This window comes from Dyella sp. LX-66 (assembly GCF_018599165.1).
Taxonomy (GTDB): domain Bacteria; phylum Pseudomonadota; class Gammaproteobacteria; order Xanthomonadales; family Rhodanobacteraceae; genus Dyella_D; species Dyella_D marensis.
Window position 1 is genome coordinate 78,338 of the sequence record NZ_JAHFVJ010000004.1, and the last position, 24,095, is coordinate 102,432.

The 24,095-nt window shown below is 66.3% G+C and carries 13 protein-coding genes; 5 read left to right on the forward strand and 8 right to left on the reverse strand.

Translation table 11 applies throughout. From position 1 onward, the window contains the following. Window positions 1–8: 8 nt before the first annotated feature. The gene (locus KK141_RS09490; protein ID WP_214570624.1) at window positions 9–785 is read right to left on the reverse strand and encodes a FadR/GntR family transcriptional regulator; all 777 of its coding nucleotides are present in this window, start codon (window positions 783–785) and stop codon (window positions 9–11) included. A 91-nt stretch (window positions 786–876) separates the two neighbouring features. Then, complete coding sequence (locus KK141_RS09495) at window positions 877–1,635, reverse strand: FadR/GntR family transcriptional regulator (RefSeq protein WP_250901666.1); 759 nt, start codon at window positions 1,633–1,635, stop codon at window positions 877–879. Window positions 1,636–1,784: 149 nt separating this feature from the next. On the opposite strand from KK141_RS09495, the gene KK141_RS09500 reads away from it, so the two are divergent. Next, the gene (locus KK141_RS09500; RefSeq protein ID WP_214570623.1) at window positions 1,785–2,705 is read left to right on the forward strand and encodes an aldose 1-epimerase; all 921 of its coding nucleotides are present in this window, start codon (window positions 1,785–1,787) and stop codon (window positions 2,703–2,705) included. 19 nt (window positions 2,706–2,724) lie between these two features. Further along, window positions 2,725–3,537 carry an SDR family oxidoreductase gene (locus KK141_RS09505; protein ID WP_214570622.1) on the forward strand — a complete coding sequence of 271 codons (813 nt, stop codon included), beginning with the start codon at window positions 2,725–2,727 and terminating at the stop codon, window positions 3,535–3,537. A 12-nt stretch (window positions 3,538–3,549) separates the two neighbouring features. Here the strand turns inward: KK141_RS09505 and KK141_RS09510 are convergent, their stop codons facing one another. Next, entirely contained in the window at window positions 3,550–4,983 is a 1,434-nt protein-coding gene (locus KK141_RS09510; protein ID WP_214570621.1) for a sugar porter family MFS transporter, read from the reverse strand. Between the two features lie 156 nt (window positions 4,984–5,139). Between KK141_RS09510 and KK141_RS09515 the strand changes: the two genes are divergently transcribed. Then, complete coding sequence (locus KK141_RS09515) at window positions 5,140–7,383, forward strand: alpha-galactosidase (protein WP_214570620.1); 2,244 nt, start codon at window positions 5,140–5,142, stop codon at window positions 7,381–7,383. A 104-nt stretch (window positions 7,384–7,487) separates the two neighbouring features. Here the strand turns inward: KK141_RS09515 and KK141_RS09520 are convergent, their stop codons facing one another. Continuing rightward, window positions 7,488–8,936 carry a discoidin domain-containing protein gene (locus tag KK141_RS09520; RefSeq protein WP_214570619.1) on the reverse strand — a complete coding sequence of 483 codons (1,449 nt, stop codon included), beginning with the start codon at window positions 8,934–8,936 and terminating at the stop codon, window positions 7,488–7,490. A 501-nt stretch (window positions 8,937–9,437) separates the two neighbouring features. Between KK141_RS09520 and KK141_RS09525 the strand changes: the two genes are divergently transcribed. Next, entirely contained in the window at window positions 9,438–10,253 is an 816-nt protein-coding gene (locus KK141_RS09525; protein ID WP_214570618.1) for a nuclear transport factor 2 family protein, read from the forward strand. A 22-nt stretch (window positions 10,254–10,275) separates the two neighbouring features. Here KK141_RS09525 and KK141_RS09530 read toward each other — a convergent pair whose 3' ends face one another. From KK141_RS09530 to KK141_RS09540, 3 genes are all read right to left on the reverse strand, one after another. Further along, on the reverse strand, window positions 10,276–11,034 hold the full coding sequence (locus tag KK141_RS09530) for a GNAT family N-acetyltransferase (RefSeq protein ID WP_214570617.1): 759 nt from the start codon (window positions 11,032–11,034) through the stop codon (window positions 10,276–10,278). A 29-nt stretch (window positions 11,035–11,063) separates the two neighbouring features. Continuing rightward, a complete protein-coding gene (locus KK141_RS09535) occupies window positions 11,064–11,612 on the reverse strand; it encodes a hypothetical protein (protein WP_250901667.1) in 549 nt (182 codons plus the stop codon). A 504-nt stretch (window positions 11,613–12,116) separates the two neighbouring features. Further along, a complete protein-coding gene (locus KK141_RS09540) occupies window positions 12,117–12,725 on the reverse strand; it encodes an ABATE domain-containing protein (protein ID WP_214570616.1) in 609 nt (202 codons plus the stop codon). A 93-nt stretch (window positions 12,726–12,818) separates the two neighbouring features. On the opposite strand from KK141_RS09540, the gene KK141_RS09545 reads away from it, so the two are divergent. Beyond that, window positions 12,819–14,126: a glycoside hydrolase family 2 gene (locus tag KK141_RS09545; protein WP_250901668.1), complete on the forward strand. Its 1,308-nt coding sequence runs from the start codon at window positions 12,819–12,821 to the stop codon at window positions 14,124–14,126. A gap of 60 nt (window positions 14,127–14,186) precedes the next feature. Here the strand turns inward: KK141_RS09545 and KK141_RS22945 are convergent, their stop codons facing one another. After that, complete coding sequence (locus KK141_RS22945; protein ID WP_284733868.1) at window positions 14,187–24,053, reverse strand: calcium-binding protein; 9,867 nt, start codon at window positions 24,051–24,053, stop codon at window positions 14,187–14,189. Window positions 24,054–24,095 lie beyond the last annotated feature (42 nt).

The window sequence follows — 24,095 nt, forward strand, 5'->3', positions numbered from 1 at the left end:
CCGGTGGTTTAGCGAGCGCGCTTCGCGGCGGCGCTACGGGTCTTGCCGCGCGCCTTCTTCTGCACGTCGTCTTCGTGCGCGATCAGCGTACCAACCTCCGCGATGATGGCTTTCATCGCCGCGCTGGCGCGCGCTTCGTCGCGGTCCTTGATGGCATCGAATACACGCCGGTGCGCAGGGATACTGGCCGTATGCCCCTTGATGCGATTGGTCACGCGGATGGATATTTTCAGCGCGGTGGTAATCAGCTCGTCCAGCTGCGCATAGAAGGGATTATCCGTCGCGTACAGCACGGCCACATGAAAGGCGACGTCGGCCTCCAGGTGGTCGTCCTTGCCCTGCCCCGCGTCCACCATGCGCTGCAGCCCTTGCTCGATGGCGTTCAAGGCGGCCGGCGTCGCATGCCTTGCCGCAAGCGCGGCCGCCTCCGGCTCCAGGCCCAGGCGCATCTCGGTGAAATGGCGCAGCAGATCGTGCGAAAACTTTTTCTCCAGCATCCAGCGCAGGACGTCCGGATCGAGCAGGCTCCAGCGCTCCGGCGGCTGCGCGGTGATGCCGCTGCGCGGCCTGGCCTGGAGCATGCCCTTGGCGGTGAGCATTTTCACGGCTTCGCGGGTAACGCTGCGGCTGGTCTGGAACAGCTGCGAGATTTCGGCTTCGGTGGGGAAGCTGCCGGAGTCGAATTTGCCGGCCACGATCGCCTGCCCCAATTGCTCCAGCACCTGCTCCGTCAGGGTAAGGCGGCGGCCGCGGCGCGAACGATCGAACTTCGTGCTGATCTCCATGCCGGCGAGGCTAGCAACGCGAATAGCGCTTTACAATGAGGGCGATATGAAAACCCGGGCCGCCGGGATCATGGAACGCGCGGCTCCCGCATCAGCCGCGGGCCGAACTGGCCTTCTGCATATTGGTGCGCGATTCCTCGACCATCGTCAGCATCGCGCGGCGGGCCGCATCGGGCTCGCTGCGGCGGATCGCATCGAGCACCTCGCCGTGCAGCGGCAGTGCGTCCTTGAAGTTCTTGGCGGTGCGCGCGGACAGCACGAAGAACGTGGCGAGCGCGCTCTCGATCACCGAGAACAGCGACACCATCAGCTCGTTATTGGTGGCGCTCAGTACCGCCTCATGGAAGGCCAGGTCGGCGTCGGTCCAGGCATCGAGATCGACGGCGGCCTCCATCGCCGCATAAGCCTCCTCGATGGACTGCAGCTGCTCATAGCTGCGGTATTTCGCGGCGGCGGCAGCGGCCGAAGGCTCGATCACTTCGCGCATGTCGGCCAGCTTGCGTACGAAATCCTCGGTCGGCATCAGTTCGCAGCGCCAGGCCAGGATGTCCGCATCGAGCTGATGCCAGGCGCGCGCATCGCGCACGCGGGTGCCGACCTTGGGGCGCGATTCCACCAACCCTTTGGCGGACAGCACCTTCATCCCTTCGCGCAGTGCGGTGCGGCTTACCCGCAGTTCTTCCGCCAGCAGTTCCTCGCGCGGCAGCAGCTCGCCGGGTTTGATGCCGCCTTCGATGATGCGCCGGCCGAGTTCATGCACGACATGACCATACAGGCTGCGCGAAGAGGTAATGGAGGCCGAGGGGCGGCGCATCGGGATCCGCGGGGACGGAGCGGAACGTTTAGTCATGAGGTGCGCCTCTGCGCGTCGGCAAATCCAATTGTCACACAAGAAACTTTATCGCAAAGCCTTCAATGCGTGGAAGTTGATTTAATAATCATACAAAATACCGGTCGCACTGGCGACCCGTGCGACGACGGCATCCATAGAGACGCGACATGATCGAATTGAACGGCACGGCGCTGACGGCAGGCATCTGTCCTTCGTTCGGTGGCGGCATGGCTTATCTGGACGCCCTGGTCGATGGCGCCAGGATTTCGTTGCTGCGGCCGCTGCGGCCGCCGGCCATGTCGGCGGCGACATTCGAGCCGAACCGGCTGGCCTGCTATCCGCTGGTGCCGTGGAGCAACCGCATCGACCACGGCGGTTTCGAGATCGAAGGCTCACGCATCGCGCTGCCGCGGAACCGCGATGACGACGCCTACCCGATCCACGGCACCGGCTGGCAGCGCGCCTGGCGAATCGAACGGCAGACCATGGAAGAGACGCTGCTCGCGCTGGATGACGCGACGCCGGGCGCCTATGCCTACGAGGCGCAGCAGCGCTACATGCTGCGCGGCGACACCCTGCGCGTGGCGCTGGTAGTGCGCAACGCCGGTGAGGCCGCGTTACCGTTCGGGCTGGGCTTGCATCCGTTCTTTCTGCATCACGGCGACGTGCGCCTGCGCGCCGCGGCAACGCAGGTGTGGCTCAACGATGGCCATTCGCCGATTCCGACCGAACGCGCAGCCGTGCCGCCGGCCTGGGATTTCCGCGATAGCCGCAGCTTGCCGCACGAGGAACTCAACCACTGCTTCGTCGGCTGGGATGGCCATGCGACCATCGAGTGGCCCGGCCTTGGCCTGGCACTGGATATTGCCGCCGACATGGACGCCTTCATTCTCTACACTCCGCCGGCCACCGACTTCTTTTGCTTCGAGCCGGTCGACCACGCTATCGACGCCGTGCATCGCCCGGGTGGCGCATGTGCCAACGGCATGACACGGTTGGCGCCTGGCGAGCAGCTGGCCCGGCATTTTGCCTTCCGCGTGCGCTCGCTGGCGGTCACCGCTGCGCCGCTTTCTCCTTTCGCTCCTTGACGCCGCGAGGCCGTTATCCATGAACGCAAGCGCCCACGATTTCAACGCCACCGGCGCGCCGCGCCTGCAAGGCAAGCGCGCCCTGATCACCGGCGCGGGCAGCGGCATCGGCAGCGCCATCGCCGAGTTGTTCGCGCGCGAAGGCGCGGATCTCGCGCTGCTCGATCTCACCGCAGCGCCCGCACAGGCGGTTGGCGAGCAGCTGGCACAGGCGGCCGGGCGCCACGTGATCGCGGTAGGCGCGGATGTCTCCTCGCCAACCCAAGTGGAGTCCGCGTTCGCGCAGGCGCTCGATGCCTTGGGCGGACTGGACATCCTGATCAACTGCGCCGGCGTCAACGTCTTCGGCGATCCGCTGCACACCAGCGAGCAGGATTGGCGGCGCTGTCTCGATACCAATCTTGCGGGTGCATGGCATTGCATTCGCGCAGCGCTGCCGTCGATGCTCGCCGCGGGCTATGGCCATATCGTCAATATCGCCTCGGTCCACGGACACAAGATCATCCCAGGCGCCTTCCCCTACCCCGTCGCCAAGCACGGCTTGATCGGGCTCACCCGCTCCCTGGGCATCGAATATGCGGCGCGCGGCATTCGCGTGAACTCGATTTCGCCGGGACTGATCATGACGCCCGCGGCCGAGCGCTATTTCCAGTCCTGCCCCGATCCGGAAGCAGAGCGGCGCCGCCAGGCCGAGTTACTTCCGTGCAAGCGCATCGGCCGCGCGGAGGAAGTCGCCTATGCGGCGCTATTCCTTGCCAGCGATGAAGCCCGCTTCATCAACGCCACCGATCTGCTGATCGACGGCGGACGCAGCCAGATCTATCACGACTGAGCGCGCACCGGCTCAGTCGCCCCGGCCGGTCAATCGCGCTTCCATCGCCTCCAGCGGCACACCGGCGGTTTCCGGCACACGCCGCAGGATAAATACGAAGCCGGCCGTGCAGATCAGTCCATACGTCCAGAAACTGCCGGCCGCGCCCAGGCGCGCATTGAGCCAGGGGAAGGTGTAGGTCAGCACGAAGCACGCCGTCCACAGCGAGAACACACCCAGCGAGACGGCTTGCGCGCGGATACGGTCGGGGAATATCTCCGCCAGCAAGACCCAGGTCACCGGCGCCAGCGTGGTGGCGTACACCGCGATCGCCGCGAGCACGAGCAGCAGCACCGGCAAGCCCATCACATGCGCGGCGTAGGCGCCGCCGATCAGTGCATAGATCACCGCCAGCGCGCCCGCGCCCACCAGCATCAGCCGGCGGCGCCCCCAACTGTCGACCAGCTGCAAGGCAAGCACGGTAAACACCAGGTTCACCGCACCGGTGGCGACGATGGATTTGAGCGCATCGTTCACGTCGAACCCGGCCGACGCGAAAATATCCTGCGCATAGTTGAAGATCACATTGATGCCGCACCATTGCTGGAACACCGCCAGCACCACGCCGATCACCAGGATCGGCCGCAATTCCGGCGCCCATAGCGAACTACGGCCGGCACCGACCTTGCGGTAATCGTGCGCCGCACGGATCGCGGCCAATACGTCGCGTGCGTAGTCCGCACCGCCGATACGTTCCAGCACGGATGCGGCCTGCGCGTCGCGGCCTCGGCGGCTCAGCCAGCGCGGCGATTCGGGAATGGTCAGCGCAAGCAGCAGGAACAGCACCGCGGGCACGCCGCCGGACAGGAACATCCAGCGCCAGCCATGCTGCACGTTCCACGACTGCAGCAGCGCCGCGGCATCCATGTGCGGCGGCACCGGGCGCGCGATCCACAGATTCACCATCTGCGCGAGCAGCACGCCGATCACGATGGTCAGCTGGTTGACGGCCACCAGGCGGCCGCGGCTCGCGGCCGGACTCACCTCGGCGATGTACATCGGCGACAGCCCCGAGGCCAGGCCGATGCCAAGGCCGCCGACGATGCGGAACGCTGCAAACGCGAATGCACCGTTTGCCATCGCGGCGCCGATCGCGCTGGCCACGAACAGGATCGAGGCCACGATCAAGGCGGGACGCCGGCCATAGCGGTCGGCCAGCATGCCCGCACACATCGCGCCGGCGATGCAGCCGACCAGGGCCGAACTCATCAGCCATCCCGACATCGCCGGATCGTGCACGCCGAAGTAAGCCTCGTAGAACGGCTTGGCGCCACCGATCACTACCCAGTCGTAGCCGAACAGCAGGCCGCCGAGCGCCGCCACCAGGCAGATCAGCCACAGGTAACGGGTGGGCGCGGCGGTGGCGTGCTCGGGCAGCGCTCCCGGCGTCGAGAAATCACTATGCATGAGGCATCGGTTCCGCGGTTGGGGCGCGCGGTAAATTGTCATACAAGTAGACGGGATGCAAATGCGCCCCAAGGCTTTCGTGCTGCGGAGCGCCTTGAGAATTATCATACAATATGCTTGCATCCCGGTTCGACTCGGATCGGGGACCGGCGGGTGATGCGATATTCCATCGGCAAGGTGTACGGCGCGGCGCTGGTGCTGGGTTTACTGCTCGGCGCTGCCGCACCTGTTGCAGCAAAGGCGGCAAACACCGCGCCGACGATCCGCTACGACGCGACGCGCAAGCTGTTCCGCATCGACGCGGCACAAGTCACCTACGCCTTCGGCGTCGATCCCGACGGCATGCTGCAGACGGTCTACTGGGGCTCGCGGCTCGCCGCCAACGACCCGCTGGGTCCGGCCCGCGTTTCTCCTGGCCACGCCTCATTCGATTCGCCCGGCAGCACCTCGCCGCAGGAATACGCCGGCTGGGGCGGACGCATCACCATCCAGCCGGATCTCAAGGCGCATTTCGCCGACGGCAACCGCGACCTGGTGCTCCATTACGCCAGCCATCGCATCGACGGCGACGCACTGGAAGTGGAGCTGCGCGACATCCGCCTCGACGTATCGGTGCGGCTGCGCTACACCGCCGATGCGGCCACCGGCATCATCGGCCGCTCCGCGCGCATCGAGAACCATACCGCGCAGGCGATGACCGTCGACGAAGCCTCCGCCGCCAGCTGGAACCTGCCGGCCGGCGACAACTATTCGCTGCGCTACCTCACCGGCGCCTGGGCGCGCGAATGGCGCCTGCAGACTCGCGCGATCGTGCCGGGCGCCATCGACATCGGCAGCCGCCGCGGCAGCACCGGCGACCAGAACAACCCGTGGTTCGCCATCGAGCGCGGCGGCCAATGGGACGAGGAGCACGGCGACGTATGGTTTGGCGCGCTCGCCTGGAGCGGCTCCTGGCGCATGCGCATCGACCAGGACGTGCTGCACCAGGTGCGCATCACCGGCGGTTTCAATCCCTTCGACTTCGCTTATCGGCTCGCACCGGGGCAATCGCTGCAGACGCCGGTGTTCTACGCGGGCTATACGGCTGGCGGTGCCGGCGAGGCATCGCGGCTGATGCATCGCTTCGAGATCAATTCCGTGCTGCCCGCACGCGCCGAAACCAAGTTGCGTCCGGTGCTCTACAACTCCTGGGAAGCCACCGAGTTCAAGGTCGACGAAGCCGGCCAGGAAAAACTGGCCGAGGCTGCGGCCAAACTCGGCGTGGAACGCTTCGTGATCGACGACGGCTGGTTCGGCGCACGCAACAGCGACCACGCAGGCCTGGGCGACTGGACCGTCAACCGCGACAAGTTTCCCCATGGCCTCACGCCGCTGATCGGCAAGGTGCACGGCCTGGGCATGAGCTTCGGCCTGTGGGTGGAGCCGGAGATGATCAATCCCGACAGCGACCTGTATCGCGCCCACCCGGACTGGGCGCTGCATTTCGACGGCCGCCCGCGCAGCGAAGGCCGCAACCAGCTCGTGCTCAACCTGGCGCGCAAGGACGTGGCCGACTACGTCTACGGCGTGCTCGACCGCCTGCTGTCGGAAAACGATATCCAGTTCCTCAAGTGGGATTACAACCGCAACTGGACCGAGCCGGGTTGGCCGGAAGTGGCGCCCGAGGAGCAGCAGAAGGTCTACGTCGCCTTCGTCGACAACCTGTACGACATCATCCGCCGCCTGCGCGCGCGGCATCCCGGCGTGGAAATCGAATCCTGCTCCGGCGGCGGTGCGCGCGTGGACCTGGGCATCATGGGCCTGACCGACGAGGTGTGGCCGTCGGACAACACCGATCCATCCGATCGCCTGTCGATCCAGGACGGCTTTACCTACGCCTACGCGCCCGGCGTGATGATGGCCTGGGTCACCGGCTCGCCGAACTGGGTGAACCAGCGCAGCAGCTCGCTGGATTTCCGCTTCCTGTCTTCGATGCAGGGCGGATTGGGCATCGGCGCGAATATCCTCGAATGGACGCCGGAAGAAAACGCCACGGCGCAGCGCTACGTGGCCGAATACAAGCGCATCCGCGCCACCGTGCAGCGCGGCCTGCTGTACCGCCTGCTGTCGCCGCGCGACGACTCGCCGCGCTCGGCCACCGAGTCGGTAGCGGCCGACGGCAGCCAGGCCGTGCTGTTCGCGTTCCAGCGGCAAGGCCATGAAGCGGAGGCCTACCCTGCCCTGCGCCTGCGCGGGCTGGATCCGAAGGCGCGCTATCGCTACCGCCTGATCCACGGCGAAACCGTGGAAGGCACCCCGGCCGAAGCCAGTGGCGCGTATTGGATGAACCAGGGTATCGAGCTGAAAATCCGCGGCGACCTGCAGGCGGCAGGAGTGGTGTTCGAACGGACAGGAAGCTGATGGCCCGAAGCCAGGGCAAAGCATCATGCAGCCGGTCTGCAGGCCATCATCCGCATGGTAAGGGCGCCGGCCCGTATGGCACGGGCCGGCGCTTTTTCAGCCGATCAATGCTCGATCAGGCTGAGGCTGGTGCGGTAATACGAATCGCTGGTGTAAGGCGACTTGCGCCCGATCCCCAGCGACACCGACACATTCTGCCCCGCCGTCAGATTGCTTAGCGGGAAATAATGCGTGGCGATAATCCCGCCCGGGCACCAGTTGCGCGGATTGCTGCTGGTGTTGTTCTGGAAGATGCCCGGATTGCCGTCGGGGCTGTACTGCGCCAGATCCGAGCAGTTCACCGCGGTATTGAGGCTGCCCACCTGGGTGCCGTTGACGGAAACGGTGACCGTGGTGTTCGAGTATTCCTCGCCGCCGTTGGACGAACCATAAGCACCGATCACCAGGGCCACGTCGCCGCTCTTGTGCGCGACGCTCTGCGTGGTAGTGCTGGCACTGACCTGGTTGGTGGTCTGGTTGGAGCCGGACAGCATGGTGTCGATATGGCGGTCCATCACGGTCTGCGTCTGCGACGACACCAGGTCCAGCGAATAGGTGAAACCCACCGCCTTGAAGTCCGTGCTCAGCCCGCTGTGCGAATCGCAGGGGTCGCCGCCATAAGGATTGGAGCCGCTGCCGATGCCCACCCAGATATCGCGGTCCGGATCCGACATGGCGTCGGCATACGAGGACAGGTCGCCGTCGTTGTAGACATAGGTGGCCTTGGTGCCGCGCCAGTAATCGCTGAAGGGCGTGATGAAGTCCTGCAAGGTGATGCGCGGCGTGGTGGCGACCGGGGCCTGGCCCTTGGGCATGCTGATATAGAACACGGTGCCGATACGGTCGTAGTTGTCGCACTGCGCGTGATAGGTCACCCGCGCGCGCAGGTCGTCGCCGATCAGCGCCTTCTCCGTATCGCTCAGCTTGCGCGCGAATTCGGTGCCGCGGTTCCACATCAATACGCCGGATGGCGGCGTGTAACCGGCCGGGTCGGTGCTGGTGTAGATGCCGTACATCGGAATGTGATCGAACACCGCGACCGATCCACCCGGCTGCGTGCCGTTGCCATTGACCTGGAACTCGTAGATGCGCGCGGCCGTATCGGTGTTCTGCGTCGGCGTGGTGATGTTGAGCTTTGCGTAGCGCGCGGTGGACGGCGTGATCGTATGCGTGCTGGTATTGGCGGTGTTGTTGCTCACCGTGACCACCGTGAACCAGTTCTGGCCATCCTGCGACAGCTGGATATTGAAAGCCTTGGTGTTGTAGGTGCTCGATTCGCCGCCCGCGCCGGCATGGGCGATGGTGAAACTGTCGACGGTAACCAGCGCGCCCAGATCCACCTGCAGCCAGCGGCTGGAGGCCTGCGTGCAGAACTTGTCGTAGTTGCCGAGGTTGGTGCTGCCATTCACCGCGCGCTGCGGGCCTTCGGTGCTGCCGCACGGAGTCGAGCCCGTGGCCAGATGATTGAGCGCGAGATTGACATCGGCGGCTGAGGCCGAGGATGCGGACGACATCCAAATCATGGCGACGGCTACCGCCAGCAAGCTATAGCGATATGGCAGGCGCCGGTGCGTGACGCTTTGATTCGAGCGACGGACTTCAGGCATGCGATTGACGAACATCTCGATTTCCCTCGATGTGGGTGCCGACAGCGCGGCACGATCATTCCCCTGGCTTACGCCCGCTCCGCGGGCGACCTAACGAAATGCAATCAAGAGCTGCGCCGGTCACGCCCGCGTGGGCGTGACCGGTCATGCGTACCGCTACTTTTTCCCCGCCGGGCCGCCGATGGGCGAAGCCGCTGGCGCCGTGAATGTTCACTCGCGAACGGATAGTTCATATTTACTTGGATCGAGGCAAGTTGCGCTGCGATAGGAGAATTTCCTATTTGTCGGACGATGTGGGGCGCGCGCCGCCATGGCCACAAAATTTGTTTGGCCATCCGCGGAAAAGATTCGACTTACCCGCTCGCCGTGGCGAATGCAGACTGCCCCGCATTGCCACGGAGCCTCTTTATGCAGTCCCTTGTCTCGCTTTTTATCTGGGCGGCCGTCGCTAGCTCTTCCGCCGCTGCGGTTTCGAATCCATCCGCTGATGAAGCCGCGATCCGTGGTGCTGTCGACGATTATTTCCGCGCCAATGACGAAAGACGGCCCGAGCTGCTCTATCAGGCGTTCCAACCCAGCCTGGTGATGTACAGCGTGAAGCCGGACGGCTCATTGACCGGGCTGGATCTGGGGCGATGGGCGGCGAGGCTTGCCGCGGCGTCAACCGTGAAACCCGCGCAGAAGCGCAGCATCGAGTGGCTCGAAGTGCACGGCGATGCCGCGAGCGCGGAGACGCTGAGCGTCTTTGAAGACCATCAGTTCCGCGATTTTCTTTCCCTGCTCAAAGTGCAAGGCCGCTGGCGCATCGTGGGAAAGGTCTATGTGAGCCAGCCCGCCGGCACCGCCGCAGCCGAAAATCCATCCGATGTCCAGGCGGTGCGCGCCCTTATCGAAGCCCAGTTCCAGGCCATGGACCGCCAGGATGGCCAGCGCCTCGCCCCGCTGTACGACCCTCGCGCACTCAGCTACTCCGTCACCCGCGGCGAGCTGGTCGCGGTGGCCATGGGCGAATGGGTGGGCCGCTTCGACGAAGCCGCGGCGCGCAAGGAGTTTCCGCAAGGCGTGGTGCGCACGATCGACCGGGTGGTCGTGCGCGGCGATGTGGCGTGGGCGCGATTCAGCCATCGCATGGGCAAGCGCGTGGTGGTGGACAACGCGCTTTTCGCTAAGGTGCATGAAAAATGGCAGGCCGTGAACTTGACCTATGTCGTAACCGCTCAGTAATGCCGAGGCATCACGCCGGCCATCATAAGGGCATTGCCTGGGCGAGGTCCGGGATCGTCGCCGCAGCGAAAGGCGCAACGACTTTCCAGCCCAGGCTTTCATACAAGCCACGGCCATCCTCCGTCGCCACCAGGAGCTGAGGCGTGGCGCCGGATGTGACCGCCGATCCGAGCGCGCTCATCACGGCGTTGCCCAACCCTTTCCGCCGATGATCCGGCGAGGTTTCGATGCGGTCGTAGATAAAGACCTCCTCCGTCTCCGCCGCGCAGCCGCCGGCGGCCAGGCTTCCATCCGGGGCGATAATCGCGGCGCGGATCAGCGCACCCACACGATGGAGTTCCAGCCCGTATCCATCCGGCAAGGCCCTGCTGGCGCCGCCGAACACCGTGGCCTTCATGAAGTAATTCGCCGGCTGAATCTCCCAGCGCGCAGGCAGCACGCCGCGCAGCTGGCGATCGGTCCCGCACAGTTTCAGAAAATGGCGCGGCGCGACGATGTCAGCGCCAAGCTCGCGCAGCCCTTCGCACAGCTGCGGAAAGACCCAGCGCTTCGTTTCCTTTTCGGAGTGAGTGTCCACCCGGAATCCGCCGCGGTCGTGCACCGGCGGTGGGGACTGCCTTGCGATGGAGTGCGCGGCCTGCCACGCAAAAACCAGTTCCGGCTCGATGCCGGTATTGCCTGCCCTCAGTCTCATGCACCGTTTGCTCATGGCGACGTCGAGGCAAGCGTCTCGCTCCGCCGTCTCGCGGATTGAGATCGGAACATCGGAAAGACGCGCCATGCCATGGCATGGCGCGCCAACCACCAGGCTTACTTCTGGTCGGCCCCGAACTTCGCGCTCACGCCGCCGTTGAACGGCGTCGGATCGCTGGTGACCAGGCAGTTGTAATCCTTGCCCTCGTTGAGCACCAGGATCGAGGACTTCGCGCCCTTGAAGTCCGTGCCCATGGAATACAGCACATAGGTATCCGGCATCGCCGTCGGACGGAACGCACCGAACGCGTACTGCCCTTCGATGCCCAGCGGCGCCAGCTTGATGGTAAGCATCACCGGCTTGGTGGCCACCGGGGACGGCAGCATCGACGAGGCGCTCATGATCAGCGACTGCGGGTCGACCGAGTAATGCGTGGTGACGGTAATGCCCAGATAGCGGGAAGTGGGCGACGACACCTGCTTGCGGCAGGCGGCGACGTCTTCCGGCTTCGGGTCGATCTGACCGGTCTGCAGCGTCGCGAAGACGTGGGTCAGCTTGACCTTGGCCGTGCCGGTGACCGGCGCCGCGAAAGCCGCACCCGCGGCGGTCAGCGACAGCGCGCCGCAAGCCAGCAGGTAAGCGAGGCGATTATTTTTAATGCGCATATGGGCTATTTCCTTGTTGTTGAAATGCTGTTGTCGGCTCTATTTCGATGATATTCGAGCGATCGCAGGCCCAGTGCACCGACAGTCTCATTTGCCCGCCTGCCCGCTTTTGCACAAAGCAGACATCCGCAGCCGATCGGACTTCCCCCGATCGCCGCAAAAGCACGATGAAAACACGCCGACGCAGAGCCGGAGTCAGGCCAGCCAATGGAAACGCCAAACGGACGCCGGACGATCCGGCGGCCATGATGCATTGCAGAAAGTGGCCGATCCTGGCCGATGAAAATGAGTTCCTGGATTCCCCGAAAAACGGCGGGACGCTATCACGCAACTATGTATAAATGGCGTGAATAATCGAGCGGGCGATAACGCCCAATCCCGAAAGAATCCAATGGCAAAAAAGCCTCATAAATGACCCGCCCAATAACCATCGCGGCGACCTGGCAGCTTGCCGGTCAAAATCGCAAAACTTCTCAATATGCCGGTCTGGCGAATCGCACCCGGCTAACTCCGGCGATACCGCCCCATCTTGAATTCCGTGCCGCAGGTTTCCATCGCGCACCAGCGCCTGCGCTGGTTCTTGCTGGTATCGAAGAACAGCCAGCCGCAGGTGGTCGTGTTATCGCAACGGCGCAGCTGCGCCACCGACGGCCCGCTGAGCAGATCCAAGGCATCCAGCGCGATGCGCTGCAGCGGCAGCAGCACATCGCAGGCATCGCTGCGCCAATGCATCCTGCCGTCGGCGCCGAGCACCTGATTGGCCCAGGCGCGATGCAGCCACTGGTCGACGCCCTGCACCGCCTCGTCCGCCGGCACTACGCCATCGATCCGCGCCGCCAGCAGCACATGCAGGTGATCGCGCAACGGCCGCAGCTTGCGCATCAAGGCAGCGCGCAGCCCGGCGCCGGCCGGTGCGGCGATGTTCTCTCCGGAGCGAATGGCGCCGGCACGCAGGCACCATTGGATAAAGCGCTCCGGATCGGCGATGTAATCCTCCGCCGGCACCGCATAGCGGTCGTGGATGGTATTGACGAAATCCAGGCACAGCCGCCCCCCGTCCAGCCGGACGGCGGCGACCGGACGCGGTTGCGGAACACTGTTTTCGATCGGCATGCGGCGCTGCGGTCTCTTGCGGCAAGAACTTGACGTTACCGTCTAAATTAGTTTAGACAGTAGCCCGCCTTGGGGTCAATCCGGAGAGTGCAGATGGGCAGTGCCACCGCGTCCAACGAGTCCACCACCGCTCGTGCAACACGCCGCACGCTGGTGGTCTGGATCGTCATCGCCAGCCTGCTCGCACTGATCGGCACCACGGCGGTTATCGCCATCGGCGGCCAACCCGACCCTGCCGAAGTGCGCGCCGCCTCCCCCTTGCTCGGCGGCCCATGGCGGTTCCATCTGGGCGACGATCCACGCTGGGCCGGCGCCGATATCGACGACAGCGCCTGGGAGACCATGGACCTCAGCGCGCCGGCAAGCAGCATCGATGGCGATGTCGGCCTGCCCAATTATGTGCGCGGCTGGATGGCGCACGGCCACCCCGGCTATCAAGGCTATGCCTGGTACCGGCGCACCGTGGCGGTGCCGGCAGGAAACCGCGCCTGGGACATCGTCGGCCCTACCCTCGTCGAAGACGGCTACGAGCTGTATTGGAACGGCAAGCTGCTCGGCGGTTCGGGACAGATCGGCGCATCGCCCAGGGTCGTCGGCACGCGGCCGCTGATCTTTGCGCTTCCCGCCGATGCTGCAGGCACCCAGGACGTGCTTGCCATCCGCACCTTCATGCAACCGGGCAACGATGCCAGCGCCGAAAGCGGCGGTATCCACGTGGCGCCGACGCTGGCGCCGCGTCCGGAGAGCCAGGCGCTGTACCGCGCGGAATGGTGGCGCAGCATCGCCGGCTATATCGTCGAAGCAGTCGAGCCGCTGGCGATGTTCGCGCTGATCGGCTTGGCGCTGGCGATCCGCAGGCGCAGCAGCCATCAGGCTTTCATCGCATTCATCGGCATCGCGCTCGCGCTTTCGGGCGTGAAGCGCCTGGACAACGCGATCGTCTCGTGGACCGACCTGATGAGCCTGCCCACTTACGCATGGCTGTCCAAGGTGCTGTGGATGCCGCTCAGCCTCGCCGCGTGGGCGCTGGCCTGGAATCGCTGGAATGCACGCGCGTCGCGCGCCATCGATGGCGCCATTGCTCTGCTTACTCTCGTCGGCATCGCGGGCGCACTGATGAAACTCCCCTTGATGACGCACATCTTCCGGCTCGGCGTACTCGCCCTGTTCGCAGTGATCGCCGAGCGCATGATCCGCAGCGGCCCGATGCGCAACCTGGCCATCGCCACGCTCGCCACCATCCTCGTCTCGCAATACGCCGGCGAACTGGGCTCGCTCGGTGTGCCGACCATCTGGTTCCCGTTCGGCATCGGCGTGACGCTGACGCAATACGTCTATGCCCTGGCGATACCGCTGCTCGCCGTGCTGATCGTGCGGACGCTGCAACCCAGGAACGGCTGACGATAGAAAACAACAAGGCGCCCAGGTCTCCCTGGGCGCCTTGCCGTCAACGCCAGGCCATCAGCCCAGCGCGGCGTGCCTGGACAGCGACTGCGGACTGCTGACCAGCGCCGGCATCTGCGACAGATCCAGCGGCGCCTCCGGCAGCAGGCCCACGCCACCGTCCTCACCGCCGAACTGCGCCATCGCCTGCACCAGCTGATCCAGCGCCGCCGGAGCCTGCCAGGTCTGCGCCACATCGGTTGCCTCGAGGCTGGCGGCCTTGAAGCCGGTCGATGCCGGCGTGAACCCGGTAGGCAGCGGTTTCAGCAGCGCACCGATCGCCGAAGCGGGAATGCCATTGCCATCCGCCGGTTGCACATAGGCAATCGCCTTGTCGCCACCCAGGAAGTGGTTCTGCACCCGCACCTGCTGGTTGGAATCGCCATCGACCAGCACGATCAGATCGTCGCCGCTGCGGTGGAAGCTGAGCCGCGAGCGGTTGACGCCGTCGAAGATCAGCCAGTCGGTGCCGCCGCCGGCGTTGTCGATCACGTCCTTGCCGTTGGCCGCGCGGTAGACGTACTGGTCGTCGCCCGCGCCACCCTGCAGGTAGTCGTTGCCATCCTCGCCCACCAGGGTGTCGTTGCCGTTGCCGCCGACCAGGATGTCGTTGCCCGAACCGCTGAACGAGCCGTTGCCGCCGGAGAGGTAATCGTCGCCGTCGCCGCCGACCAGCTTGTCGTCGCCGCCCATGCCGAACAGCGTGTCGTTGCCGCCCAGGCCCTTGATCAGGTCGCGCGCGGAATTGCCGACCAGCTGTTCGCCCGCCGCGGTGCCGGTGACGGTGCGGGTGTAGTCGGCATCGTTGCCCGGCTCGCCCGGCGTACTGCCGCCACCGCCCGGATTGGTGCCGCCGCCCGGGTTGCCGCCCGTGCCTACCAGGGCGTTGATGGCCGCCGTATCGAGCATCGAGCCGGAAGCCGGCTGCACGTAGTCGAGCGCGGCATCGCCGCCGAGGAAGTGGCCGGTGACCGTCACCGTCTTGTTCGCGTCGCCGCCCACGGTGATCACCAGGTCGTCGCCCGAACGGGTGAACGTCAGTTGCGCGGCGGTGATGCCGTTGTTGAAGAAGACGCCGTCGAAACCGCCGCCGGTGTTGTCGATCACGTCCTTGCCGCCGCCATAGACGTACTTGTCGTCGCCGGCGCCGCCGATCAGCGTGTTGTTGCCGTCCTCGCCGTTGAGCTGGTCGTTGCCGATGCCGCCTTCCAGGCGGTCGTCGCCGGAACCTGAGCCGCTGCCATTGCCGCCGGCGAGATAGTCGTCGCCATCGCCGCCCTGCAAGGTGTCGTTGCCACCCATGCCGAACAGCGTGTCGTTGCCGCCGAGGCCGCGCACCAGGTCCTTGCCGCTGCTGCCCACCAGCTGCTCGCCCGCGGCGGTGCCGTCGATCACCTGGTCGTACTGGCCGCCCGTGCTGCCGCCGGCCACGATCTGGTTGATCTCCGCGGTGGTCAGCGAGAAGCCGCCATCGGGCTGCACGTAGTCGATCGCCGCATCGCCGCCCAGGAAGTGATTAGTGACGCGCACGGCAGGCGTGGCGCCGCCGCTGACGAAGATCAGCAGGTCGTTGCCGTCGCGGCTGAAGCTCAGCTTGTCGCGCGTGATGCCATTGGTGAAGAACACGCCGTCATTACCGCCGCCGGTGTTGTCCACCACGTCGGAACCGGAGGACGCATCGAACACGTACTTGTCGTCGCCCGTGCCGCCGACCAGGGTGTCGTTGCCCGCGCCCGCCACCATGGTGTCGTTGCCGCCCATGCCGTAGAGCTTGTTGTCGGCGCCGTTGCCGGCGATGTAGTTGTCCAGCTCGTTGCCGGTGCCGTCGATGGCGGCGGTGCCCATCAGGAACAGGTTCTCGACGTTGGCGGCCAGGGTGGCGCTGACGGTGGCCTGCACCTGGTCGGCGCCGCCGCCGGCCGCTTCCACCACCACGTCGTTGGCGTCGTCCACGATATAGATGTCGTTGCCGGCGCCGCCTTCCAGGCGGTCCGCGCCTTCCTCGCCGTCGAGATAGTCGTTGCCGTTGCCGCCGTACAGCTGGTCGGTGCCGGTGCCGCCCCACATCGCATCGTCGCCGTCCAGGCCGTACAGCACGTCGTCGCCGTCGAGGCCGGCCAGCTTGTTGGCGCCCGCGTTGCCGGTGATGACGTTGTCCAGGCCGTTGCCGTTGCCGGTCTGGATGCCGGCGGCCAGCAGCAGCTTGTCCACGTTGGCGGCCAGGATCAGGTTGGTCTCGTAGCGGCGCTCGACGGTGTCGATGCCTTCGTCCGCGTTCTCACGCACGCGGTCGCCGCTGGATTCCTCGATGTAGTAGTCGTCGCCCAGTCCGCCGGCCAGCGTGTCGTTGCCCAGCCCGCCCTCGAGGCGGTTGTTGCCGTCGTTGCCGACCAGCAGGTTGTCCTGGTCGTTGCCCAGCCCGTCGATATCGGCACTGCCGGTCAGCACCAGGTTTTCCAGCGTGGCGCCGAGCGTGTAGCTGATCGAGGACTCGACCGTATCGTTGCCTTCGTCCTCCAGCTCCACGATGACGTCGCCGGCCTGGTCCACCACATAAGTGTCGTTGCCCAGGCCGCCGGTCATGGTGTCGGCGCCCGCGCCGCCGTCGAGGCGGTTGTCCTGCGCATTGCCGACCAGGTCGTTGTCGCCGGCATTGCCGGTGCCGTCGGCAGCCCAGCCCTCCTGTGTGAGCACCAGCTTCTCGATGTTGTCCGACAGCACGTAGCTGCTGCTGGCATACACCACGTCGTGGCCCTCGCCGGCCAGCTCGACGATCACGTCGTCCGTGGCATCCACGAAGTAGGTGTCGTCGCCGGTGCCGCCACGCAGGGCGTCGCTGCCCCAGCCGCCGTCGAGCTGGTCGTCGCCCGCGCCGCCGATCAGGGTGTCGTTGCCGCCGTTGCCGTACAGCGTGTCGTTGCCGTCGCCGCCGTCGAGCCGGTTGTCGCTGCCGTTGCCGGTGAGCGTGTTGTCCAGCGCGTTGCCGGTACCGTCGATGGCGGCGACGCCGGTGAGCTCCAGGCGCTCGACGTTCGCCGACAGCGCATGCGTGACGCTGCTGCGGACCAGGTCGTCGCCGCCATTGGCCTGCTCGGTCACCGTGTCGCCGGCATCGTCGACGATATAGATGTCGTCGCCCGCGCCACCGGCCAGGCGATCCTGTCCGGCACCGCCATCGAGCAGGTCGTTGCCGTCGCCGCCGTCGATGGCGTCGTTGCCGGCCTCGCCCAGCAGCGTGTCGTTGCCCGCGCCGCCGCTCAGCGTGTCGTCGCCCGCACCGGCATACACCGTGTCGTCGCCATCCAGCGCGTCGATGCGGTTGGCCAGGGTGTTGCCGTAGATGACGTCGGCCAGCGCGCTGCCCTTGACCGCTTCCACGTCCAGCAGGGCCGGCGTGAGGTTCCAGGTGCCGCCGCCGATCTCGATGCGCAGGTCGCGGCTGGCGACGCCAGTCTGCGCGTCGAAGTACTGCTCCAGGCGAAGGCTGTCGCCGGCGGCGTTGGCAAAGCGGATCACCAGCGCGCTGCCGTCGCGGCGCATGATCAGGTCGCCCTGGTTGATGCCCTGCAGGGCCAGGATGTTGAGGCCGTCGGCATCGACGATGACGTCGTTGCCGTCGCCCGCCGCATAGACATAGCGGTCGTCGCCCAGGCCGCCGCGCAGCGAGTCCGTGCCGCGGCCGCCGTTGAGCGTGTCGTTGCCCTGGCCGCCGTCGAGGCTGTCGTCGCCCGCGCCGCCGGACAGGCTGTCGTCGCCCGCTTCGCCGTACAGCTGGTCGTTGCCGTCCTCGCCGGACAGCGTGTCGTTGCCGTTGCGGCCATAGACGACGTCGTTGCCGCCGCCGGCCGCGATGGTGTCGTCGCTGGCGTAGCCGACCAGGTACTGCGCATCGGCCGTACCCTGCAGCACCATGGCCTTGAGCTGCGCCACGCTCCAGCTGGTGCCGTCGGCGAAGCGCACTTCGCGCAGCGCGCGCTCGGTGCTGGCATCGGTGGCGAAGTAGGCAGACACGCGCACCGAATCGCCGCCCGTGCCCACCGTCAGCAGCAGGTCGTCGTTCTCGCGCCGCGCGCTCACATTGGCCGCCTGGATGCCGGCGCCGAACACCAGCGTATCCGTCGGCTGACCCGTGCCATTGCCGCTGTTGTCGATGACGTCGTTGCCGCCGCCCAGGCCGAAGCGATAGATATCCTCGCCCGCGCCGCCGGCCAGGCGGTCGTTGCCGGCGCCGCCGTCGAGCACATCGTCGCCGTTGCCGCCATTGAGCGAATCGTTGCCGGCATCGCCGTTCAGCGTGTCGTTGCCGCCGTTACCGAACACCACGTCATCGCCGCCGCCGGCGGCGATGGTGTCCGCGCTTTCGTAGCCGTAAAGCGTCTGGCTGGCGTCGGTGGGCTGCAGCACCATCGCCTTGACGGTGTCCACGTTCCAGCTTGTGCCGTCGGCGAAGCGGATTTCCTTCAGCGCATTGCTGGTGCCGGCGTCGTTGCTGAAGTAGTAGTTGACCACCACCGAATCCGTGCCGCCCGGCAGCTGCAGCACCAGGTTGTCCGACTGGCGCGAGACGGTGACGCCGGCCGGCAGGATGCCGCTGCCGAACACCAGTGCGTCCGCCGCGGCGGCATTGCCGTTGCCGGTGTTGTCGATGACGTCGTTGCCGTCGCCGGCATTGAACTCGTAGATATCCGCACCGCTGCCGCCGTAGAGCCAGTCGTTGCCCTTGCCGCCGGCCAGGCGGTCGTTGCCGTCGCCGCCGTCGAGGCGGTCGTTGCCGTCGTCGCCGTGCAACACGTCGTTGCCGGCATAGCCGTACATCTTGTCGTCGCCGCCGCCGGCCGACAGCGTGTCGTCGTTGGCATAGCCGTAGATCTCCTGGGCGGCGTCGCTCGGCGCGATCACCATCGCCTTGACCGCTGCGGGCGTCCACGAGGTGCCGTCGGCGAAGCGGATCAGCTGCAGAGTGTCGCTGCCGTTGGCGTCGTCGTAGAAGTAGTTGCGCACGCGCAGCGTGTCGGTGCCGACCTTCAGCAGCAGGTCGTAGCTCTGGCGCGATGCCGCCACCTGGGCGGCCTCGATGCCGGCGCCGAATTCCAGTACGTCCTGGTTCGACGCGCCCCAGCTGCCGGTGCTGTCGATGGTGTCGCTGCCGTCGCCCAGCGCGTAGCGGTAGGTATCGTTGCCGCCACCGCCGAACAGCTGGTCGTCGCCGGCGCCACCGATAAGGATGTCGTTGCCGTCCTCGCCGTAGATGCGGTCGTTGCCGGCGTCGCCCTGCAAGGTGTCGTTGCCGGCCTTGCCGTACATCTGGTCGTCGCCGCCGCCGGCGGACAGCACGTCGTCCGTGGCATAGCCATGGATTTCCTGCGCGCTGTCGTTGGGCACGATCACCATCGCCTTGATCTGCTCGACGCTCCACACCTTGCCGTCGGCGAAGCGGATCTCGCGCACGGTACGTACCGTGCCGGCATCCTGGGTGAAGTAGCCGTACAGGTTCAGGCGGTCGGCGCCGATGTTCAGATACAGGTTGTCGCCCTGGCGCGCGGCCGCCACCTGGCCGGGCAGGATGCCCTCGCCGAACTCCAGCACGTCGCTGTCCTGCGCGCGGTTGCCATCGTTGTAGATGGTGTCGCTGCCGTCGCCCAGCGCATAGCGGTAGATGTCGCTGCCCGCGCCACCTTCGAGGCTGTCGTCGCCGCCGTCGCCGACGATCACGTCGTTGCCCTCGCCGCCGTACAGGCGGTCGTTGCCGGCGTCGCCGTGCAAGGTATCGTTGCCGTCGTTGCCGAAGATGGCGTCGTCGCCGTAGCCGCCGGACAGCGCCTCGTCCGTGGCATAGCCATGGATTTCCTGCGAGCTGTCGTTGGCGACCTGCACCTGGGCCTTGATGTAGTCGCGGCCCCACACGGTGCCGTCGGCGAAGCGGATCTGGTCCACCGCGTAGCTGGTGGCGTCGGCATCGTCGAACTGGCCCTGCACGCGGATGGCGTCGTTGCCCTGGCCCAGGTGCACCAGCAGGTCGTTGCCGCGGCGCTCGATCCACACGCTGGACGCCGCGATGCCGGCATCGAGCACGATGGCGTCGACGTCGCCCACCGCATCCGCCGGGTCGTAGTTGACGATCAGGTCGCTACCGAAGCCGGCACCGAAGCGGTAAGTGTCGCTGCCAGCGCCGCCGGTCAGCACGTCGTTGCCGGCGCCGCCTTCGAGCACGTCGTTGCCGCTGCCGCCGATCAGGTTGTCGTTGCCGGCATCGCCCTGCAGGCGGTCGTCGCCGGTGCCGCCATCGAGGGTGTCGTCGCCGGCGCCGCCGATCAGCACGTCGTTGCCGCCACGGCCGCGCAGCACGTCATTGTCGCCGGTGCCCACCACGCAGGAGCCGCCGTCCAGGCCGGTGTAGTCGCGGTGGCCGTAGCCGATGTCGCTGAGCGTGCCGGTGAGCAGGTCGCGGAAGATCGAAGCGTTGGCATAGCCGGCCAGCGCCGCGGCCAGGGCCGCCTCGTTGACGCCCAGGTCGGCGCGGAACTGCGCGTAGACCTCGCCCAGCACCAGCGCATGGTCCGGCGAGGTCATCGCCTTGGCGTAGGCTTCCAGTCCGGCCGCCAGCCGCGCGGCGTCGGTCACTTCCAGCTTGTTGCTGCTGAGCGAATACACCGTGCCGGCGAAGGCCTGGCCCAGCGGGCCCTGGGCCAGGAAGCGGTCGGCGAAGTGCATGGACAGCGCATTGAAGCGCTCGTCGATATAGGCGGCGTTGATATTGCTGATGTAGGGATTGCGGTGCGCCGCGTAGTCCTGCTCGATCACGCCGCGGTACTGCGAGATGCCGGAGAACACCTCCAGGATCCACAGTTTCTCCGCGCTGCTCAGCGGCTCGGACTTGCTCAGGCCCGCCTGGCCGCGCAACGCGCTCAGGCCGGACCAGTCGGCCATCAGCCATTCGAACTGCGCATACACCGTGGCCGGCGCGGCCTGCGCCAGCGACTGCACGCGGGCCAGCACCTGGTCGTCCTGCGCATAGACGGTCTGCAGGTCCTTGGCATTGCCGAAGCCGCGCAGCATGGGCAGTGCGATGCCGCGCTCCAGCAGGCCCTGCAGCACGGTCTGGTTGATCGAATGCGAACCCGGATCCTTGGTGATGCGGTTGTCGAACTGCAGGTCGAACGCCGCGGCATACGACTCCACGCCGTTACGCACGAACGAGCCTTCGCCGATGATGCGGTTGCCGTTGCTGTCCTTGTTGACCGCGTCGTAGCCCAGCTTGATCGCGTCGATGCCCAGTTCCTGCAGCGTATGCAGTTCGCCGGCCTGGCTCAGGCCGTCCTGGTTGGCGTCGATCCACACGCGCAGCTTCTGGTAGATCGCGTCCTGCGCGTCGATCCGGCCGTCCTGGTTGTCGTCGCCGGCATTGCGCAGCGCCTCGAAGCCGTTGGAACCCGGGCCGCCGAACAGCTCGTTCAGGCCGTCGATCGAGCCATTGCCGTTGACGTCGTTGACCACCAGGCCGTCGCCCGGATTGATCCAGCCGGTGTGCTCGGCGATGCCGTCGTTGTCGATATCGAAATACGCATTGGACGAGGCCATCGCGCTGGTGAGGATCTTGCCGTCGCCGTCCAGGTCCAGCGCCAGCGGGTCGCGACGCACCACGCTGTTGTTCGGGTCGTGGGTGGGCGGCGGCGGCGGATCGTCCTCGGTTTCCAGGCGGATGCCGAGATCGCCCTTGTGGTAATCGTTGATGGTCAGGCCGCCATTGATGACCAGGGTGCTGCCGTTGAGCAGGTAGGTGTACTGGCCGTCCAGGCTCTTGTACTGGTTCTCCGGGTCGCTCTTCTTGCGCGTGCCGCCGACCAGGGTCGTGCCGTCGAGCTTGACCGTGCCCTTGCCGTCCTCGTCGCTGATCACGTCGGTGGCGTCGGCCTTGTAGCTGTCGAAGCCGGTGCCGCCCTGCATGCGGTCGCTGCCGCTGCCGCCGTCGAGCGTGTCGTCGCCATCGCCGCCCTTGAGCTGGTCGTTGCCGTCGCCGCCGTCGAGATTGTCCTTGCCGGCGCCGCCGTCCAGGGTGTCGTCGCCCGCATCGCCGATGAGCTTGTCGTCGCCGTCGTCGCCGTTGATGGTGTCGTCGCCGGCCTCGCCGTAAAGCTCGTCCTTGCCCGCGCCGCCCTTCAAGGTGTCCTTGCCGTCGCCGCCGTAGAGCTTGTCGTCGTCCTCGCCGCCGTCGAGGTCGTCATCGTCGTCGCCGCCTTCGAGGCGGTCCTTGCCCGCGCCGCCTTCGAGCTTGTCGCGGCCGGCTTCGCCGTAGAGCTTGTCGTCGCCGTCGCCGCCGAGCAGGTGGTCCTCGCCCTCGCCGCCCTTCAATTCGTCCTTGCCGGCGCCGCCGTCGAGCTTGTCGTCGCCCGCGTCGCCGTAGAGGAAATTGTCACCGTCGCCGCCGGCGATCTCGTCGTCGTACTTGGTGCCCTTGATGGTCTCGGCGTGCTTGACGTCGAAGCTGCCGCCGTCGAGGTGCAGCGTCACCGCGCTGTCGCCGGCATCGGTGACGTTGGCGCCCTTGTCCATGCCACTGAGGTCCAGCGTATCGCCTTCGTCGCCGCCGTCCGCGCCCAGGTCGATCCACTCCAGGCCTTCGAGCTTGCTGGCGTCGGGCTTGGTGATCTTGAGCGTGTCGTCGCCCGAGCCCAGCACGACGCGTTCGACGCCGTAGATCAGGTCGGTGGCGATCGGGCCGTGGGCTTCCACGCGGTATTTGTACGGGCCGCTGCCGTGCAGGTCGGTGTCGAGGGTCAGCTCGATGTCGTAGCTGTCCTCGTAGCGCATCGTGTCGGTGCCTTCGCCGCCATCGATCAGGTCGGTGCCGCTGCTGCCGAGGATGGTGTCGTTGCCCTTGCCCGCATTGATCACGTCGCTGCCGGCGCCGCCGCCGATGCCGGAGTCGTCGCCGAGCTTGCCCACGGTGTAGGTCTCGCCGCCTTCGGAGAAGGCACCGTTGAAGACCAGCGCGCGGCCGGGGTCGAAGATGCTGTCTTCGTCCAGGCCATAGTAGTCGCGGAAGAACTGCGTGGCGGCCTGCATCAGGTCGTTCTGGTCGGTATCGGGCACCGACGGGCCGAACAGGTTCTGGATCGCCTCCAGCATGTTGCTGATGCCCGCGCTGATCGATGCGGAGCGCGCGGCCTGGATCGCGGCGAACAGGTCGTAGGTGCCTTCGATGTTCTTGACGGTGATCGTGCCCTTGCCCTCGATGTTCGCCACGACCTGGTCCTTGTTGAGGATCAGGTCCTTGAAGAAGCCATCGAAGCCCAGGTACGGAAACAGCAGCGTGCCGGCCCACGGCGAGTAGTCCGGGTTCGGGCTGCCGGGCAGGCCCTGGAACACCGTGCTCGCCGCGGCGCCCGCGTCGATCGCACCCAGGCCGGTGATGCCGGGCAGGTTGCCGTTGTGGCCCAGGATGTCGTTCACCAGGTTGAAGGCGATCAGGTTGGACGCCGTCTGGTTGAGCGCCTCGGCTTGCGCCGCGTCGCCACCGCGCAGGCCGTACTGGATCTTGGTGTAGTCGCGGATGAAGTCGGCGAAGAAGCCGGTGCCGCTGTTGACCTTGGTGGCGCCGTCGATCCAGCGCCACACCACCGGATCCACGCCCGCCATGGGCACGCGCGTCACCGTCTGCACCTGGTAGGGCACGCCGAACTCGTCATGGCGCGTCTCGGTGGTGACCTGCTCGTCGCTGATGAAACTCAGCAGCAGCTCGTACATCGGCGTACCCAGCGCCAGGGCCGCGTGATTGGCGTCGAACTTGCCCTGCTGGGTACTGCGCAAGGCTTCCAGCTGGGCAAGCTGCGCCGCGGTGAGCGTGATGCCGCCGTTGCCGCGCTGGTAGCTAACGTTGACCGTCATGAGTTTCCTTCCTTGAACGTGGATGACAGAGATCGATGGGTT